Origin of the sequence: Paracoccus tibetensis (assembly GCF_900102505.1) — a bacterium.
GTDB lineage: Bacteria > Pseudomonadota > Alphaproteobacteria > Rhodobacterales > Rhodobacteraceae > Paracoccus > Paracoccus tibetensis.
In genome coordinates this window covers 71,136-85,973 of sequence record NZ_FMVT01000011.1, presented here as the reverse complement: position 1 = coordinate 85,973, position 14,838 = coordinate 71,136, and the positions used below count along the sequence as shown (strand labels likewise).

The following is a 14,838-nucleotide window of genomic DNA, read 5'->3' as shown; positions in this document are numbered from 1 at the left end:
GTCGCGTGCCGCGACTCCCCCCCGGGATATTTGCGCACAGGAGAGAGTCAGAGCTTCTCGGTCAGTTCCGGGACGATCTGGAAGAGGTCTCCGACCAGGCCGTAATCGGCGACCTGGAAGATCGGGGCCTCCTCGTCCTTGTTGATCGCGACGATGACCTTGCTGTCCTTCATCCCCGCGAGGTGCTGGATCGCGCCCGAGATGCCGACGGCCACGTAGAGGTCGGGGGCGACGACCTTGCCGGTCTGGCCGACCTGCCAGTCGTTCGGCGCGTAACCCGAGTCGACCGCCGCGCGGGACGCGCCCACGGCCGCACCCAGCTTGTCGGCGAGGGTCTCGATCATCGCGAACTGCTCCTTGGAGCCGACCGCGCGGCCGCCTGAGACGATGCGCTTGGCCGAGCCCAGTTCGGGGCGGTCGGAGGCGGCGACCTCGTCGTTCAGCCAGCTCGAGAGGCCGGGATCGTCGGCCAGCGTCGCGTCCTCGACCGGGGCGCCGGCGCCGGTGCCGGCGGCGTCGAAGCTGGCGCTGCGGATGGTCATGACCTTCACGCTGTCGGCGGATTTCACCGTCTGGATCGCGTTGCCGGCATAGACCGGGCGCTCGAACGTGTCAGCGTCGATGACGGCCGATACCTCGGAGATGATCATCACGTCCAGAAGCGCGGCGACGCGGGGCATGATGTTCTTGGCGTCGGTCGTCGCGGGCGCCGCGATGTGGCTGTAGTTCGAAGCGAGCTGCGCCAGCAGCGCCGCGGTCGGTTCGGCCAGTCGGTGTCCGTAGCGCGCATCCTCGGCGACGAGGACCTTCGCGACGCCCTCGATGGTGGCGGCGGTCGCGGCCGCGCCGCGGGCCGAGGCGCCGGCGCAGAGGACGGTCACGTCGCCGAGCGGCTTCACGGCGGCAACGGCCTTCGCGGTCGCGTCAACGCCCAGCTCGCCGTTCATGACTTCGGCCAGAAGAAGAACTGCCATCACACCACCCCCGCTTCTTTCAGTTTCGTCACCAGCTCGTCCACCGAGCCGACCTTGATCCCGGCCTTGCGGCCCTCGGGCTCGCGCGTCTTCACGATCGTCAGGCGCGGCGTCACGTCGACGCCGTAGTCGGCGGCCGTCTTCTCATCCAGCGGCTTCTTCTTCGCCTTCATGATATTCGGCAGCGAGGCGTAGCGCGGCTCGTTCAGGCGCAGGTCGGCGGTGACGATGGTGGGCAGCTTGACCTCGATGGTCTGCAGGCCCCCGTCGATCTCGCGCGTGACCTGAGCCGTCTCGCCCGAGATCTCGATCTTGCTGGCGAAGGTCGCCTGGCTCCAGCCGAGCAGCGCGGCGAGCATCTGGCCGGTCGCGTTCATGTCGTTGTCGATGGCCTGCTTGCCGGCGATGACCAGCTGCGGCGCCTCCTCGGCGATCACGGCCTTGAGGATCTTGGCGACGGCCAGCGGCTCGATGTCCTGGTGGACGTCGTCGGCGGCGATGACCAGGATCGCGCGGTCCGCGCCCATGGCCAGTGCCGTGCGCAGCGTTTCCTGCGCCTGCTTCACGCCGATGGACACGGCGACGATCTCGGTCGCCACGCCCTTTTCCTTCAGCCGGATCGCCTCTTCGACGGCGATCTCGTCGAAGGGGTTCATCGACATCTTCACGTTGGCCAGATCGACCCCCGACCCGTCCGCCTTCACGCGGGCCTTCACGTTGTAGTCGATCACGCGCTTGACTGGCACGAGGACTTTCATGCGCCTCTCTCCCTTGGTTGCGTCATCTTTCGGTTCGGGACGTTAGCCAGAGCCGGACCCGAGCGACAGAACAAAAGCGTCACGGCGACGCAGCGTTTGCGCCGTTCAGCGGCTGGCGCCCGGCACCCAGAGGATGTCCGACGCCCCGTCCTCGTTGGCGATGCGGCCCGCGACGAAGAGCCAGTCGGACAGCCGGTTGAGGTAGCGGATGGCCGCCGCGTTCACGTCGCCCCCGGCCAGCAGCTCGGTCGCGCGCCGCTCGGCGCGGCGGCAGACGGTGCGGGCAAGGTGCAGATGAGCGGCCAGCGCGCTGCCGCCGGGCAGGATGAAGCTGCGAAGCGGCGTCAGGCGGGCGTTCATCGCGTCGATCTCGGCCTCCAAACGGTCCACCTGCGCGTCGATGATCCGCAGGACCGGGTAGCCGGCCTCGTCGTCCGCCGCCATGTTCGGGCGCGAGAGGTCCGCGCCCAGATCGAACAGGTCGTTCTGGATCACCGAGAGCTGCGCGGCCAGATCGCCGTCCGCGTGCAGGCGGCAGAGGCCGAGGGTCGCGTTCAACTCGTCCACCGTGCCATAGGCCTCGACGCGCGGATCGTGCTTGGCGACGCGGCTGCCATCCGACAGCGCCGTGTCGCCCTTGTCGCCGGTGCGGGTGTAGATGCGGTTCAGGACGACCATCAGTTCGCCCTCCACCAGACATAGCCCAGCATCACCACGATGGCGAAGGCCTGGGCGTAGAGCCGCCAGCGCATCATCCGGTTGCCGTGCTTGCGGTTGAACTCGCCGCCCTTGGCGAAGCCTCCGATGCCGGTCAGCAGGATCGCGATGACCCCGCCGATCAGGACCATGCTGAGGATCATGAGGGTTCTGTCTTGCATCAGGGACCGCCTTTCGCGGGTGAACCTAGTTGCGCCGCGCGAACCAGTCCAGAGCGCGGGTCGGAAGAAGCCGCCGCGCCACGCCGGAAATGCGCGTGGGGGCCGTGACATAGTAGCGCGGGGCCGGCCTGGCCGCCGTCAGGGCCGCCAGGATGCGGTCCGACACGGCCGAGGGCGGCAGCTCGAACCGGTCCTTGCCGGAGGGCTCATAGAGGCGCTTCAGCAGGCTCGCGCAGTATTGCTCGGCGCGCGGGCTGCCGCGCCAGTCCACCCATCGCTCGAAATGGGGAATGGCGTTCTCGCGGATGCGGCTGGTGATCGGACCGGGCTCGATCAGGACGACCTCGACGCCGGTGCCGTGCATCTCCAGCCGCAGGACGTCGGTCAGCCCCTCCAGCGCGAACTTCGTGGCGACATAGGGTCCGCGCCAGGGGATGCCGACGAGGCCGAGGACCGAGCTGATGTTGACGATGCGCCCGCCGCGCTGGCGCAGCTGCGGGATCAGCCGGCGGGTCAGGTCGTGGGTGCCGAAGAGGTTCACCTCGAAGATCGCGCGCAGGGCGCCGCGGGGCATGTCCTCGACCGCGCCGGGCAGGGCGAAGGCGGCGTTGTTGACCAGCGCGTCCACGGGGCCGGCGGCCAGCGCGGCCTCGGCGCAGGCGGTGACGCTTGCCTCATCCGCCAGGTCCAGATGCAGGCAATCCATCCCCTCGGCCTGCCGCGCCGCGATGTCCTCGGGGCGGCGGCAGGTGGCGACGACCCTCCAGCCCTCGGCCGTTAGGCGGCGCGCGGCATCGAGACCGATCCCGGACGAGCAGCCGGTGACAAGGACGCGGCCTTTCGGCGTCATTGCGGCGGGGCGGTGGTGACGAACTGGCTCGAGACGTAGCCGGTCTGGCCGGAGGGGGCGCGGACCTCGACCCAGTCTCCGTCCGTCGGGCCGAGGGGCACCAGCCCGGTGCCGCCGTCGAGGCCGGTGACGACGCTCGCGCCGGAACTGGGCGCTGCCCGCATGTTGAGGCGCGTCGCCGTCACCCAGAGCGACGCCTCGCCCGCTTCGGCCGGGGCGTCCGTCTGGTCCGCGAACTCGGGCGAGACCTGAAGCGTGGGGCCGGCGAAACGCTCGATCCCCCCGGCCTGCTCGGCGGGCGGTGCCTCTGCCGTCTCAGGGGGCGGCGCGTCCTCGGGCACGGCGGCGATCTCGTCCGCGGCGGCCGCGGCGGTCAGGTCCTGTTGCGGCTCGGGCACGGCCTCCGCTTCGGGCGCGGCGGCGACGGTCGGGGCGGGGGCGGGTCTGCGGTCGGCGCGCAGGTCGCCGTCGCCCCAGATGAGCATGGCGCCGATGATCCCGGCCATCGTCACCAGCAATAGAACCGGCAGTCTCAACATCTTGCCCCCGAATGTCGTGTCGCCCGAAGCCGGGCAGGTCCCTGAGCGCCCAACGCATGGCCGCCGCGCCCGTTCCGGCCGGCCGCATTTGCATCTGGACCGATGCATCGCCGCACCCTATCCAGACGCCATGTCCGACGATCTGCTTCCCGACCCCGCCGCCGCGACCACCGGCACGCATTCCGAACCGCTCAGCCGCGCCATCGGCGAGCGCTACCTGACCTATGCGCTGTCGACGATCATGCACCGGGCGCTGCCCGACGCGCGGGACGGGCTGAAGCCGGTGCATCGCCGCATCCTCTATGCCATGCGCGAGCTGCGCCTGTCGCCGAACGGGCCGTTCCGCAAGTCGGCGAAGATCACCGGCGACGTGATGGGCAACTACCACCCACATGGCGACGCGGCGATCTACGACGCGATGGCGCGGCTCGCCCAAGACTTCGCCATGCGCTACCCGCTGGTGGACGGGCAGGGAAACTTCGGCAACATCGACGGCGACAACCCGGCGGCGGCCCGCTACACCGAGGCCCGCCTTGCCGCGACGGCCGAGGTGCTGATGGACGGGCTGGCCGAGGACGCGGTCGATTACCGCCCCAATTACGACGGCACGCTGACCGAGCCGATCGTGCTGCCCTCGGCTTTCCCGAACCTGCTGGCCAACGGCGCGTCCGGGATCGCGGTCGGCATGGCGACCAACATCCCGCCCCACAACCTGCACGAGGTCGTGGATGCCTGTCTTCACCTGATCAAGACGCCCGAGGCGCGGGACGACACGCTGGCGACGCTGATCAAGGGGCCGGACTTCCCGACCGGCGGCGTGGTGGTCGAAAGTCCCGAAAGCATCGCCGAAACCTACCGCACCGGCCGCGGCGCCTTTCGCCTGCGCGCGCGCTGGTCGGTCGAGGACCTCGGCCGCGGCCTCTGGCAGATCGTCGTTACCGAGATTCCCTACCAGGTCCAGAAGTCCAAGCTGATCGAGCGCCTGGCCGAGCTGATCCAGACCCGCAAGGTCCCGATCCTTGCCGATGTTCGCGACGAATCGGCCGAGGACATCCGCATCGTGCTGGAACCCAAGGCCCGCACGGTCGATCCCGACCAGCTGATGGGTGCGCTGTTCCGGATGAGCGATCTCGAGATCCGCTTCAACCTGAACATGAACGTGCTGATCGACGGCCGCGTGCCCAAGGTCTGCTCGCTCAAGGAGGTGCTGCGCGCCTTCCTCGACCACCGGCGCGAGGTGCTGGTCCGCCGCTCGCAATACCGCTTGGACAAGATCGCCGCCCGGCTCGAGGTGCTGGAAGGCTACCTGATCGCCTACCTGAACCTCGATCGGGTGATCGAGATCATCCGCCACGAGGACGAGCCCAAGGCCGTGATGATGGCCGAGTTCGCGCTGACCGAGGTGCAGGTCGAGGCGATCCTGAACATGCGCCTGCGCGCGCTCCGCAAGCTGGAAGAGATCGAGCTGCGGGCCGAGCGGGACGGGCTTCTGGACGAGCGGGCGGGCCTGCAGGCCATGCTGGACGATCCGGCCGCGCAATGGGACCGCATCGCCGCCGAGCTGAAGGCGGTGCGCAACGCCTTCGGCAAGTCCAAGCCCGAGGGCCAGCGCCGCACCACCATCGCTGAGGCGGCGGCGGATGCGCCGGTGATCGACCTCGATGCCATGATCGAGCGCGAGCCGGTCACGGTGATCCTGTCGAAGATGGGCTGGATCCGGGCGATGAAGGGCCACCAGCCGCTGGACGCCGAGGTGAAGTTCAAGGACGGCGACGGCCCCGGCCGGGCGATCCATGCCGAGACGACCGACAAGCTGATGCTCTTCGCCTCGAACGGGCGCTTCTACACCCTGCCTGCCGTCAACCTGCCCGGCGGGCGGGGCATGGGCGAGCCGCTGCGCCTGATGATCGACCTGCCGAACGAGGCCGAGATCATCGCCATGTTCCCTTGGCGCGAAGGGAGCCGCTATTTGGTGGGCTCGAAATCGGGCGACGGCTTCATCGTCGGCGCCGGCGACATCCTGGCGCAGACGAAGACGGGCAAGCAGGTGCTGAACGGCGAGGCGCTGCTGTGCCGGGCCGTGGACGGCGACCATGTCGCGGTCATCGGCGAGAACCGCAAGATGCTGGTCTTCCCGCTGGCCGAGCTGCCCGAGATGGCGCGCGGCAAGGGCGTGCGGCTGCAGCGCTACGGCAAGGGCGGCGGTCTTCTGCGCGACGAGCAGATGCGCGACGCGGTCTGCCTGACGCTGGCGCAGGGGCTCAGCTGGCCGATGGGCGGCGGCAAGACCCGGACCGAGACCGACCTGACCGAGTGGCTGGGCAAGCGCGGCAGCGCCGGCCGGATGGCGCCGCGCGGTTTCCCGCGCGACAACCGCTTCCCGCAGGACTAGAGGCCGCTGCCCCCGACCGCGCCGAAGAACTCGCCGGTCAGATAGCTGCCCTCGTCCGAAGCCAGCAGGACGTAGATCGGCGCGATTTCCACCGGCTGGCCGGGACGGCCGAGCGGCTGGCTGGCGCCGTGCTGCTGCGCCTTCTCGGGGGTCTGCCCGCCGCTGATCTGCAACGGCGTCCAGAACGGGCCGGGACATACGGCGTTCACGCGGATGCCGCGCGGGGCCAGCTGCTTGGCCAGCGACTGCGCGAAGGCGACGTTGGCCGCCTTGCTCTGCGCATAGTCGAAGAGATGCCCGGCCGGCGACTTGGCCTGCACCGACGAGGTGATGATGATCGACCCGCCCGTGCCCATATGCGGCAGCGCCGCCTTGGTGATCCAGAAGGGCGCATAGACATTCACCTTCATCGTCGCGTCGAAATCCTCGGATGCGAGATCCTCGAGCCGGTGGCAGTACTGCTGGCGCCCGGCATTGTTCACCAGAACGCCCAGCCCGCCCAGCTGCGAGACGGCGCTTTCCACCATCTCCTTGCAGAAACCCTCGTCGCGGATGTCGCCGGGCAGGGCGGCGGCGCGCCGGCCCTCCGCCTCGATGGCGGCGATCACGCGGTCGGCGTCCTCCTGCTCGTCAGGCAGGTAGCTGATGGCAACATCCGCGCCCTCGCGGGCAAAGGCGATGGCGGCGGCGGCGCCGATGCCGCTGTCGCCGCCGGTGATCAGCGCCCGCTTGCCCTTCAGCCGGCCCGAGCCGCGATAGCTTTCCTCGCCGTGGTCGGGCAGCGGGTCCATGCGCGTGGCAAGGCCCGGCGCGGGCTGGTGCTGCTCGGGGAAGTCGGGATGGATCATGCGCGGCTGGTCCAGCGCGCCGCTGCGGAAGGGCGGGTTCGGAGGTGTGTCGGACATCGGATCTCTTTCGTTGACGGCCCTGTCGCCGTCGGCGCGGGGCGTGGTGTGCGGCAGGCCGGGTGCAGCCTGCCGCGGCCGGTCTTCGGCCTCAGTTCAGCGTGGGCGCCCCGACCTGGCGGTGCAGCGCATCAACCCGTGCGGCGTCCAAACGCAGATGGCTCGCAAGCTCGCGCAGATAGGTCTTCTCAGCCTCGTCCTCCAGCTCGATGGCCAGAAGCGACATCAGGTAGACCTGCGCCTCAAGACCCCGCGGCACGTCGGCGGCCAGCGCCGCCGCATCGACGGGCGCGGCCATCTGCGTGCGGATGAACTGCTGCTCGTCCGCGTCCAGATCCTCGCCGATATGCTGGGTCAGGCGCGCGCGCTCGCCCTCGTCGATCCGGCCGTCGGCCTTGGCGGCCTGGATCATGGCGCGCAGCATCAGACCGGCCAGCGCGTTCTGCTCGGGCGTGGGCGCGATCGTCGGCTCGCCGCCATGCTCGACCGCGTCGTCGAGAACCTGGCCGAAGCTGGCGTCGTTGGCAGGCTGCGAGTCCTTCTGCGCGAGGCCCCCCGCCATGCTGCCGCCGAGCGCGCCTGCCAGGATGTCCCGCAGGCCGCCACCCGAGCTTCCGCCGCCGCCGCCGAGCCCGTCCAGCAACCCGCCAAGGCCGCCACGACCGCGGCCGCCGCTCAGGCCGCCGCCCATGCCAGTGCCTGTGCCCGTGCCCGTGCCGCTATCCATGCCGCCGCCGCCCAAGCTGCCGCCGAGCCGGCCCAGCAGGTCACCGAGACCAGCGCCCTGGCCGGTGGTGTTGTTGCCAAGAATGTCGTTCAGCAGGCCGCCGCCCTGCCGCGGGGCCTGCCCGGGCTGCTGGCCCTGATGCTGGCGCATGGCCGAGCCGAGGCCCTTGGCCAGCGCCACGCCGGCTGCGACTCGCACGAGGCTCTTCATTAAACTCATCGGGATTCCTCCTCTGTCCGCGCGGACGTCCGGCGTCCGCGGCACCGCGACCGAACGTGCGTTCCGCCCCGCGGTTCCGGCGCCGGGGCAAACAGCGGCAGGCGTCGGCGCGCCCTTGATTTTTCCCCGCCGCCCTTATAGATCGCAGCGCACGTCAAATCCGGGGCCGTCACGCCATGCCCCGCGGTATCCAGGAGGCCCACATGGCAAAGGCAAAGTTTGAACGGACGAAACCGCACGTCAACATCGGCACGATCGGCCACGTTGACCACGGCAAGACGACCCTGACGGCAGCGATCACGAAGTATTTCGGCGAGTTCCGCGCCTATGACCAGATTGACGGCGCGCCCGAAGAGAAGGCCCGCGGGATCACGATCTCGACCGCGCATGTGGAATACGAATCCGAGGCGCGCCACTACGCCCACGTGGACTGCCCGGGCCACGCCGACTACGTCAAGAACATGATCACCGGCGCGGCGCAGATGGACGGCGCGATCCTGGTCGTGAACGCCGCCGACGGCCCGATGCCGCAGACGCGCGAGCACATCCTGCTGGGCCGCCAGGTCGGCATCCCCTACATGGTAGTCTACCTCAACAAGGTCGACCAGGTGGATGACGAGGAGCTGCTCGAACTGGTCGAGATGGAGGTGCGCGAGCTGCTGTCCTCCTACGACTACCCGGGCGACGACATCCCGATCATCAAGGGCTCGGCGCTGGCCGCGATGGAAGGCCGCGATCCCGAGATCGGCGAGAACTCGATCCGCGCGCTGATCGCCGCGGTGGACGAGTACATCCCGACCCCCGAGCGCGCCATCGACCAGCCGTTCCTGATGCCGATCGAGGACGTGTTCTCGATCTCGGGCCGCGGCACGGTGGTGACCGGCCGGATCGAGCGCGGCGCCGTCAACGTCGGCGACGAGCTGGAGATCGTGGGCATCCGCGACACCAAGAAGACGACCTGCACGGGCGTCGAGATGTTCCGCAAGCTGCTGGATCGCGGCGAGGCGGGCGACAACGTGGGCGTCCTGCTGCGCGGCATCGACCGTGACGGCGTCGAGCGCGGCCAGGTCCTGGTCAAGCCGAAGTCGGTGACGCCGCACACGCAGTTCGAGGCCGAGGCCTACATCCTGACCAAGGAAGAGGGCGGCCGCCACACGCCGTTCTTCGCGAACTACCGCCCGCAGTTCTACTTCCGCACGACGGACGTGACGGGCACCGTGAAGCTGCCGGAAGGCACCGAGATGGTGATGCCGGGCGACAACCTGAAGTTCGAGGTCGAGCTGATCGCCCCGATCGCGATGGAAGAGAAGCTGCGCTTCGCCATCCGCGAAGGCGGCCGCACCGTCGGCGCCGGCGTCGTCTCGAAGATCATCAAGTGATCTGAGCCACAGCGACCACGCGAAAGGCCGCCCCACGGGGCGGCCTTTTTCCTTGGCGGAAGGGTGCGGGGCGCCTTGACGGCGCCATGCAGGCCGACGGGACCGGAAGCCGCATACCTTGGCCGCCTTGCCCTTGACACCCGGCCGCCAATCGAGGAAAAGCCCGCATCGCCGCCGTCCTTCGCACGAGGGATTCGGTCGCTTTGTGCAGGGCCGCCATCATTCGGGCGGCCTGCTCTTATTTAGACGGTTCGACGCTGGCGGGGCATGGTGCGCTGTCAGCCTCTCAACTGGAACTCCCCGCCAGAGGGATGACTATGCAAAGCCAGAATATCCGCATCCGGCTAAAGGCCTTCGATTACCGCGTCCTGGAATCCAGCACGCAGGAGATCGTGAACACGGCCAAGCGCACCGGCGCGACCGTCCGCGGCCCGATTCCGCTGCCGAACAAGATCGAGAAATTCACGGTTCTCCGTGGTCCGCACATCGACAAGAAGTCGCGCGACCAGTGGGAGATCCGCACGCACAAGCGTCTGCTGGACATCGTCGATCCGACCCCGCAGACCGTTGACGCCCTCATGAAGCTCGACCTCGCCGCCGGCGTGGATGTCGAGATCAAGGTCTGAGGAGGCACGACATGTTGCGTACTGGTGTTATCGCCAAGAAACTGGGCATGACGCGTCTGTTCCTCGAGGATGGCCGTCAGGTTCCCGTCACCGTCCTGCAGCTGGACGGCCTTCAGGTCATCGCGCAGCGCACCGCCGCGACCGATGGCTACACCGCCGTCCAACTGGGCGCCGGCGTTGCCAAGGCCAAGCGCACGACCGCCGCGATGCGCGGCCACTTCGCCAAGGCCTCGGTCGCGCCCAAGCGCAAGATCGCCGAGTTCCGCGTCGCCGAAGAGAACCTGATCAATGTCGGTGAAGAGATCACCGCTGACCACTACTTCGCGGGTCAGTACGTGGACATCGCCGGCACCTCGATCGGTAAGGGCTTTGCGGGCGCCATGAAGCGTCACAACTTCGGCGGCCTGCGCGCCTCGCACGGCGTGTCGATCAGCCACCGCTCGCACGGCTCGACCGGCCAGTGCCAGGACCCCGGCAAGGTGTTCAAGGGCAAGAAGATGGCGGGTCATCTGGGTGCCGTTCGCGTCACCACGCAGAACCTGCAGGTCGTCCGCACCGACGCCGACCGCGGCCTGATCATGGTCAAGGGTTCGGTTCCGGGCTCGAAGGGTGGCTGGGTCACGATCAAGGACGCCGTCAAGAAGGCGACGCCCGAGAACGTGATCTACCCGGCCGCGCTGCGCTCGGCCGCCGACGAAGCCAAGCGCCTGGCCGAGGAAGCCGCCGCCGCCGCGGCCGCCGCCGAGGAAGCCGCGCGTGAAGAGGCCGCTCGCCTTGCCGCCGAGCAGGAAGCCGCCGCCCTGGCCGAGGCCGAGGCGTCGATCCAGTCCGACAAGGAAGCTGCCGATCCCAACGCGGACGTTCCGGCCGGAAACGACGACGCGCCGGAAGGAGACAAGTGATGAAACTTGATGTGATCAAGCTGGATTCCGGCACTGCCGGGTCGATCGAGCTGGCCGACGACATCTTCGGGCTGGAGCCGCGCGGCGACATCCTGCAGCGCGTCGTCCGCTGGCAGCGCGCCAAGGCGCAGGCCGGGACGCACTCGGTCCTGGGCAAGTCGGACGTGAGCTACTCGACGAAGAAGATCTATCGCCAGAAGGGCACCGGCGGCGCACGCCACGGCTCCAAGAAGGCCCCGATCTTCCGTCACGGCGGCGTCTACAAGGGTCCGACCCCGCGCAGCCATGCGTTCGATCTTCCCAAGAAGGTCCGCGCCCTGGGTCTGCGTCACGCGCTGTCGGCGAAAGCCACGGCGGGTGAGCTGGTCATCATCGAGGATCTGAACCTCGCCGATGCCAAGACCTCGGCCGTCGCCAAGGCCGTCAAGGAAAACGGCTGGAAGCGCGTGCTGGTGATCGACGGTGCCGAAGTCAACGAAGGCTTCGCCCGCGCCGCCCGCAACATCGAGGGCGTGGACATCCTGCCGTCGATGGGCGCCAACGTGTATGACATCCTCAAGCGTGACACGCTGGTGATCACGCGCGCAGGGGTCGAAGCTCTGGAGGCTCGCCTGAAATGAGCGCGAAAGCTGAACATTACGACGTGATCGTCAAGCCGATCATCACCGAGAAGGCCACGCTGACCTCGGAGAACAACGGTGTCGTCTTCCAGGTGTCGAAGGACGCCTCCAAGCCGCAGATCAAGGATGCGGTCGAGGCCCTGTTCGGCGTCAAGGTGAAGGCGGTCAACACGACCATCACCAAGGGCAAGACCAAGCGCTTCCGCGGCCAGCCCGGCCGTCGCAGCGACGTCAAGAAGGCCTATGTCACGCTGGAAGCGGGCAACACCATCGACGTGACCACCGGTCTCTGATAGGTGAGCGCGAATCTGCGGCCCCGGCCTGTCCGGGGCCGCATCATTTGACTGAAACGGACCATCCTGGTCCAAAGCAACGGAAGACAGAAAGATGGCATTGAAGTCGTATAAACCGACGACGCCTGGCCAGCGCGGGCTGGTTCTGATCGACCGTTCGGAGCTTTGGAAAGGCCGCCCGGTCAAGTCCCTCACCGAGGGTCTGACGAAGAAGGGCGGACGGAACAACACCGGACGGATCACCATGCGCCGCCAAGGCGGCGGGGCGAAGCGCCTGTATCGCATCGTCGATTTCAAGCGCACGAAGTTCGACATCTCGGCCACGGTCGAGCGGATCGAGTACGACCCCAACCGCACCGCCTTCATCGCCCTGGTGAAGTACGAGGACGGCACGCAGGCCTACATCCTGGCCCCGCAGCGTCTTGCGGTGGGTGACAAGGTCGTCGCCGGCGCCAAGGTCGACGTGAAGCCCGGCAACGCCATGCCCTTCAGCGGCATGCCGATCGGCACGATCGTCCACAACGTCGAGCTGAAACCCGGCAAGGGCGGCCAGATCGCGCGCTCGGCGGGCACCTACGCCCAGTTCGTCGGCCGTGACGGCGGCTACGCCCAGATCCGCCTCAGCTCGGGCGAGCTGCGCCTGGTCCGGCAGGAGTGCATGGCCACGATCGGCGCCGTGTCGAACGCGGACCACTCGAACCAGAACCTCGGGAAAGCCGGCCGCAACCGCCACAAGGGCATCCGCCCGAGCGTCCGCGGCGTCGCGATGAACCCGATCGACCACCCTCATGGTGGTGGTGAGGGCCGCACGTCGGGTGGCCGCACGCCGGTCACGCCCTGGGGCAAGGACACCAAGGGCAAGAAGACCCGCAGCAACAAGGCGACCGACAAGTACATCTTGCGTTCGCGTCACGCGAAGAAGAAGGGGCGCTGACCTATGGCACGTTCTGTTTGGAAAGGCCCCTTTGTTGACGCCTATGTGCTCAAGAAGGCGGAGAAGGCTCGCGAGTCGGGCAAATCCGATGTCATCAAGATCTGGTCGCGTCGCTCGACCATCCTGCCGCAATTCGTCGGCCTGACCTTCGGCGTCTACAACGGGCAGAAGCACATCCCGGTGAACGTCTCCGAAGAGATGATCGGCCAGAAGTTCGGTGAATATTCGCCCACGCGCACCTATTACGGTCACGCTGCGGACAAGAAAGCCAAGAGGAAGTAATCGTCATGGGTAAGGAAAACAATCCGCGCCGCGTGGCGGAGAACGAGGCCTTCGCCAAGACGAAGATGCTTCGCACCTCGCCGCAGAAGCTGAACCTGGTGGCCCAGCTGATCCGCGGCAAGAAGGTCGACAAGGCTCTGGCCGACCTGACCTTCTCGCACAAGCGCATCGCCGGCGACGTGAAGAAATGCCTTCAGTCCGCCATCGCGAACGCCGAGAACAACCACGGCCTCGACGTCGACAACCTGGTCGTCGCGGAAGCCTGGGTCGGCAAGAACCTGGTGATGAAGCGCGGCCGTCCGCGGGCGCGTGGCCGGTTCGGCAAGATCATGAAGCCGTTTTCGGAAATCACCATCAAGGTGCGCCAAGTCGAGGAGCAAGCGTAATGGGTCAGAAGGTCAATCCGATCGGCATGCGCCTCCAGGTCAACCGCACCTGGGACAGCCGCTGGTACGCCGACGACAAGGACTATGGCAATCTGCTGCTTGAAGACCTGAAGATCCGGGACTTCATCCACACGGAAGCCAAGCAGGCCGGCGTCAGCCGCGTCATCATCGAGCGTCCGCACAAGAAGTGCCGCGTCACGATCCACGCTGCCCGCCCCGGTGTCATCATCGGCAAGAAGGGCGCGGACATCGAGACGCTGCGCAAGAAGCTGGCGAACTTCACCGACAGCGAGCTGCACCTGAACATCGTCGAGGTCCGGAAACCGGAAGTCGACGCGCAGCTGGTGGCCGAGTCGATCGCGCAGCAGCTCGAGCGTCGGGTCTCGTTCCGCCGCGCGATGAAGCGCGCCGTTCAGAACGCCATGCGCATGGGTGCCCTGGGCATCCGCGTGAACGTCGGCGGCCGTCTCGGCGGCGCCGAGATCGCGCGGACCGAATGGTACCGCGAGGGCCGCGTTCCGCTGCACACGCTGCGGGCCGACATCGACTACGCGCTGTCCGAAGCCACGACCCCCTACGGGATCATCGGCGTCAAGGTGTGGATCTTCAAGGGCGAGATCATGGAACATGATCCGCAAGCCCATGATCGCCGCACCGCCGAGGCTCAGGAAGGTCCGTCCCCCCGCGGCCCGCGTCGCGACGCCCGGTAAGGAGTAGAAAAAGATGCTGCAACCGAAACGGACGAAGTTCCGCAAACAGCACAAGGGCCGGATCCACGGCGAGGCGAAGGGCGGTTTCGACCTGAACTTCGGCTCGTTCGCCCTGAAAGCCACCGAGCCCGAGCGCGTGACCGCGCGGCAGATCGAGGCGGCCCGCCGCGCGATCACCCGCCACATGAAGCGTCAGGGCCGGGTCTGGATCCGGATCTTCCCGGACGTGCCGGTTTCCTCGAAGCCGACGGAAGTGCGGATGGGTAAGGGCAAGGGCTCGGTCGATTTCTGGGCTGCTCGCGTCCATCCCGGCCGGATCATGTTCGAGATCGACGGCGTCAACGACGTCATCGCCCGCGAGGCGCTGCGCCTCGGCGCGATGAAGCTGCCGGTCCAGACGCGGATCGTGGCGCGCGAAGACTGGTAAGCCCGGTCGCCACAAGCTGACACGAAGCCCCGCCCGG

19 protein-coding genes are annotated in these 14,838 nt (G+C 68.0%); 11 read left to right on the top strand and 8 right to left on the bottom strand.

The window, feature by feature from the left end; genetic code table 11:
* Positions 1 to 47: 47 nt before the first annotated feature.
* From BLP73_RS15130 to BLP73_RS15105, 6 genes are all read right to left on the bottom strand, one after another.
* Positions 48 to 974 carry an electron transfer flavoprotein subunit alpha/FixB family protein gene (locus BLP73_RS15130; protein ID WP_090746511.1) on the bottom strand — a complete coding sequence of 309 codons (927 nt, stop codon included), beginning with the start codon at positions 972 to 974 and terminating at the stop codon, positions 48 to 50.
* Positions 974 to 1,732, bottom strand: coding sequence for an electron transfer flavoprotein subunit beta/FixA family protein (locus BLP73_RS15125; protein WP_090746508.1), 759 nt, complete (start codon positions 1,730 to 1,732; stop codon positions 974 to 976). The genes BLP73_RS15130 and BLP73_RS15125 overlap by 1 nt, the downstream gene beginning before the upstream one ends.
* Before the next feature lie 105 nt (positions 1,733 to 1,837).
* On the bottom strand, positions 1,838 to 2,410 hold the full coding sequence (locus BLP73_RS15120; protein WP_090746505.1) for a cob(I)yrinic acid a,c-diamide adenosyltransferase: 573 nt from the start codon (positions 2,408 to 2,410) through the stop codon (positions 1,838 to 1,840).
* Positions 2,410 to 2,610 carry a twin transmembrane helix small protein gene (locus tag BLP73_RS15115; protein WP_090746502.1) on the bottom strand — a complete coding sequence of 67 codons (201 nt, stop codon included), beginning with the start codon at positions 2,608 to 2,610 and terminating at the stop codon, positions 2,410 to 2,412. The genes BLP73_RS15120 and BLP73_RS15115 overlap by 1 nt, the downstream gene beginning before the upstream one ends.
* Before the next feature lie 25 nt (positions 2,611 to 2,635).
* Positions 2,636 to 3,460, bottom strand: coding sequence for an SDR family NAD(P)-dependent oxidoreductase (locus BLP73_RS15110; RefSeq protein WP_090746499.1), 825 nt, complete (start codon positions 3,458 to 3,460; stop codon positions 2,636 to 2,638).
* Positions 3,457 to 3,999 (bottom strand): SH3 domain-containing protein, encoded by a 543-nt coding sequence (locus BLP73_RS15105; RefSeq protein WP_217630699.1) that lies wholly within the window; start codon positions 3,997 to 3,999, stop codon positions 3,457 to 3,459. The genes BLP73_RS15110 and BLP73_RS15105 overlap by 4 nt, the downstream gene beginning before the upstream one ends.
* Positions 4,000 to 4,129: 130 nt before the next feature.
* Here BLP73_RS15105 and parC point away from each other — a divergent pair, with 130 nt between their 5' ends.
* On the top strand, positions 4,130 to 6,391 hold the full coding sequence (gene parC / locus BLP73_RS15100) for a DNA topoisomerase IV subunit A (protein WP_090746492.1): 2,262 nt from the start codon (positions 4,130 to 4,132) through the stop codon (positions 6,389 to 6,391).
* On the opposite strand, the gene BLP73_RS15095 is transcribed toward parC, so the two are convergent.
* Together BLP73_RS15095 and BLP73_RS15090 are read right to left on the bottom strand one after the other, a co-directional pair.
* Positions 6,388 to 7,296, bottom strand: coding sequence for an SDR family oxidoreductase (locus BLP73_RS15095; RefSeq protein WP_090746489.1), 909 nt, complete (start codon positions 7,294 to 7,296; stop codon positions 6,388 to 6,390). The two genes, parC and BLP73_RS15095, sit on opposite strands and share 4 nt — an antisense overlap.
* 91 nt (positions 7,297 to 7,387) lie before the next feature.
* Positions 7,388 to 8,242, bottom strand: a complete 855-nt coding sequence (locus tag BLP73_RS15090; protein WP_090746487.1) for a DUF533 domain-containing protein — start codon at positions 8,240 to 8,242, stop codon at positions 7,388 to 7,390.
* Between the two features lie 203 nt (positions 8,243 to 8,445).
* Here BLP73_RS15090 and tuf point away from each other — a divergent pair, with 203 nt between their 5' ends.
* From tuf to rplP, 10 genes are all read left to right on the top strand, one after another.
* On the top strand, positions 8,446 to 9,621 hold the full coding sequence (gene tuf, locus BLP73_RS15085) for an elongation factor Tu (RefSeq protein ID WP_090745876.1): 1,176 nt from the start codon (positions 8,446 to 8,448) through the stop codon (positions 9,619 to 9,621).
* A 317-nt stretch (positions 9,622 to 9,938) separates the two neighbouring features.
* On the top strand, positions 9,939 to 10,247 hold the full coding sequence (gene rpsJ / locus BLP73_RS15080) for a 30S ribosomal protein S10 (RefSeq protein ID WP_090746484.1): 309 nt from the start codon (positions 9,939 to 9,941) through the stop codon (positions 10,245 to 10,247).
* 11 nt (positions 10,248 to 10,258) lie between these two features.
* Complete coding sequence (rplC, locus tag BLP73_RS15075; RefSeq protein WP_090746481.1) at positions 10,259 to 11,149, top strand: 50S ribosomal protein L3; 891 nt, start codon at positions 10,259 to 10,261, stop codon at positions 11,147 to 11,149.
* Positions 11,149 to 11,769 carry a 50S ribosomal protein L4 gene (gene rplD, locus BLP73_RS15070; RefSeq protein ID WP_090746479.1) on the top strand — a complete coding sequence of 207 codons (621 nt, stop codon included), beginning with the start codon at positions 11,149 to 11,151 and terminating at the stop codon, positions 11,767 to 11,769. Before rplC ends, rplD begins: the two co-directional genes overlap by 1 nt.
* On the top strand, positions 11,766 to 12,062 hold the full coding sequence (locus BLP73_RS15065) for a 50S ribosomal protein L23 (protein WP_090746476.1): 297 nt from the start codon (positions 11,766 to 11,768) through the stop codon (positions 12,060 to 12,062). Before rplD ends, BLP73_RS15065 begins: the two co-directional genes overlap by 4 nt.
* A 94-nt stretch (positions 12,063 to 12,156) precedes the next feature.
* The gene (gene rplB, locus BLP73_RS15060; RefSeq protein ID WP_090746473.1) at positions 12,157 to 12,996 is read left to right on the top strand and encodes a 50S ribosomal protein L2; all 840 of its coding nucleotides are present in this window, start codon (positions 12,157 to 12,159) and stop codon (positions 12,994 to 12,996) included.
* Positions 12,997 to 12,999: 3 nt separating this feature from the next.
* Positions 13,000 to 13,278 carry a 30S ribosomal protein S19 gene (gene rpsS, locus BLP73_RS15055; RefSeq protein ID WP_090746471.1) on the top strand — a complete coding sequence of 93 codons (279 nt, stop codon included), beginning with the start codon at positions 13,000 to 13,002 and terminating at the stop codon, positions 13,276 to 13,278.
* A gap of 5 nt (positions 13,279 to 13,283) precedes the next feature.
* Positions 13,284 to 13,664, top strand: coding sequence for a 50S ribosomal protein L22 (rplV, locus tag BLP73_RS15050; protein WP_042247864.1), 381 nt, complete (start codon positions 13,284 to 13,286; stop codon positions 13,662 to 13,664).
* Positions 13,664 to 14,374, top strand: a complete 711-nt coding sequence (gene rpsC, locus BLP73_RS15045) for a 30S ribosomal protein S3 (protein ID WP_090746468.1) — start codon at positions 13,664 to 13,666, stop codon at positions 14,372 to 14,374. The genes rplV and rpsC overlap by 1 nt, the downstream gene beginning before the upstream one ends.
* A gap of 13 nt (positions 14,375 to 14,387) precedes the next feature.
* Complete coding sequence (rplP, locus tag BLP73_RS15040; protein WP_090746465.1) at positions 14,388 to 14,801, top strand: 50S ribosomal protein L16; 414 nt, start codon at positions 14,388 to 14,390, stop codon at positions 14,799 to 14,801.
* The last annotated feature ends 37 nt before the right edge of the window (positions 14,802 to 14,838 follow it).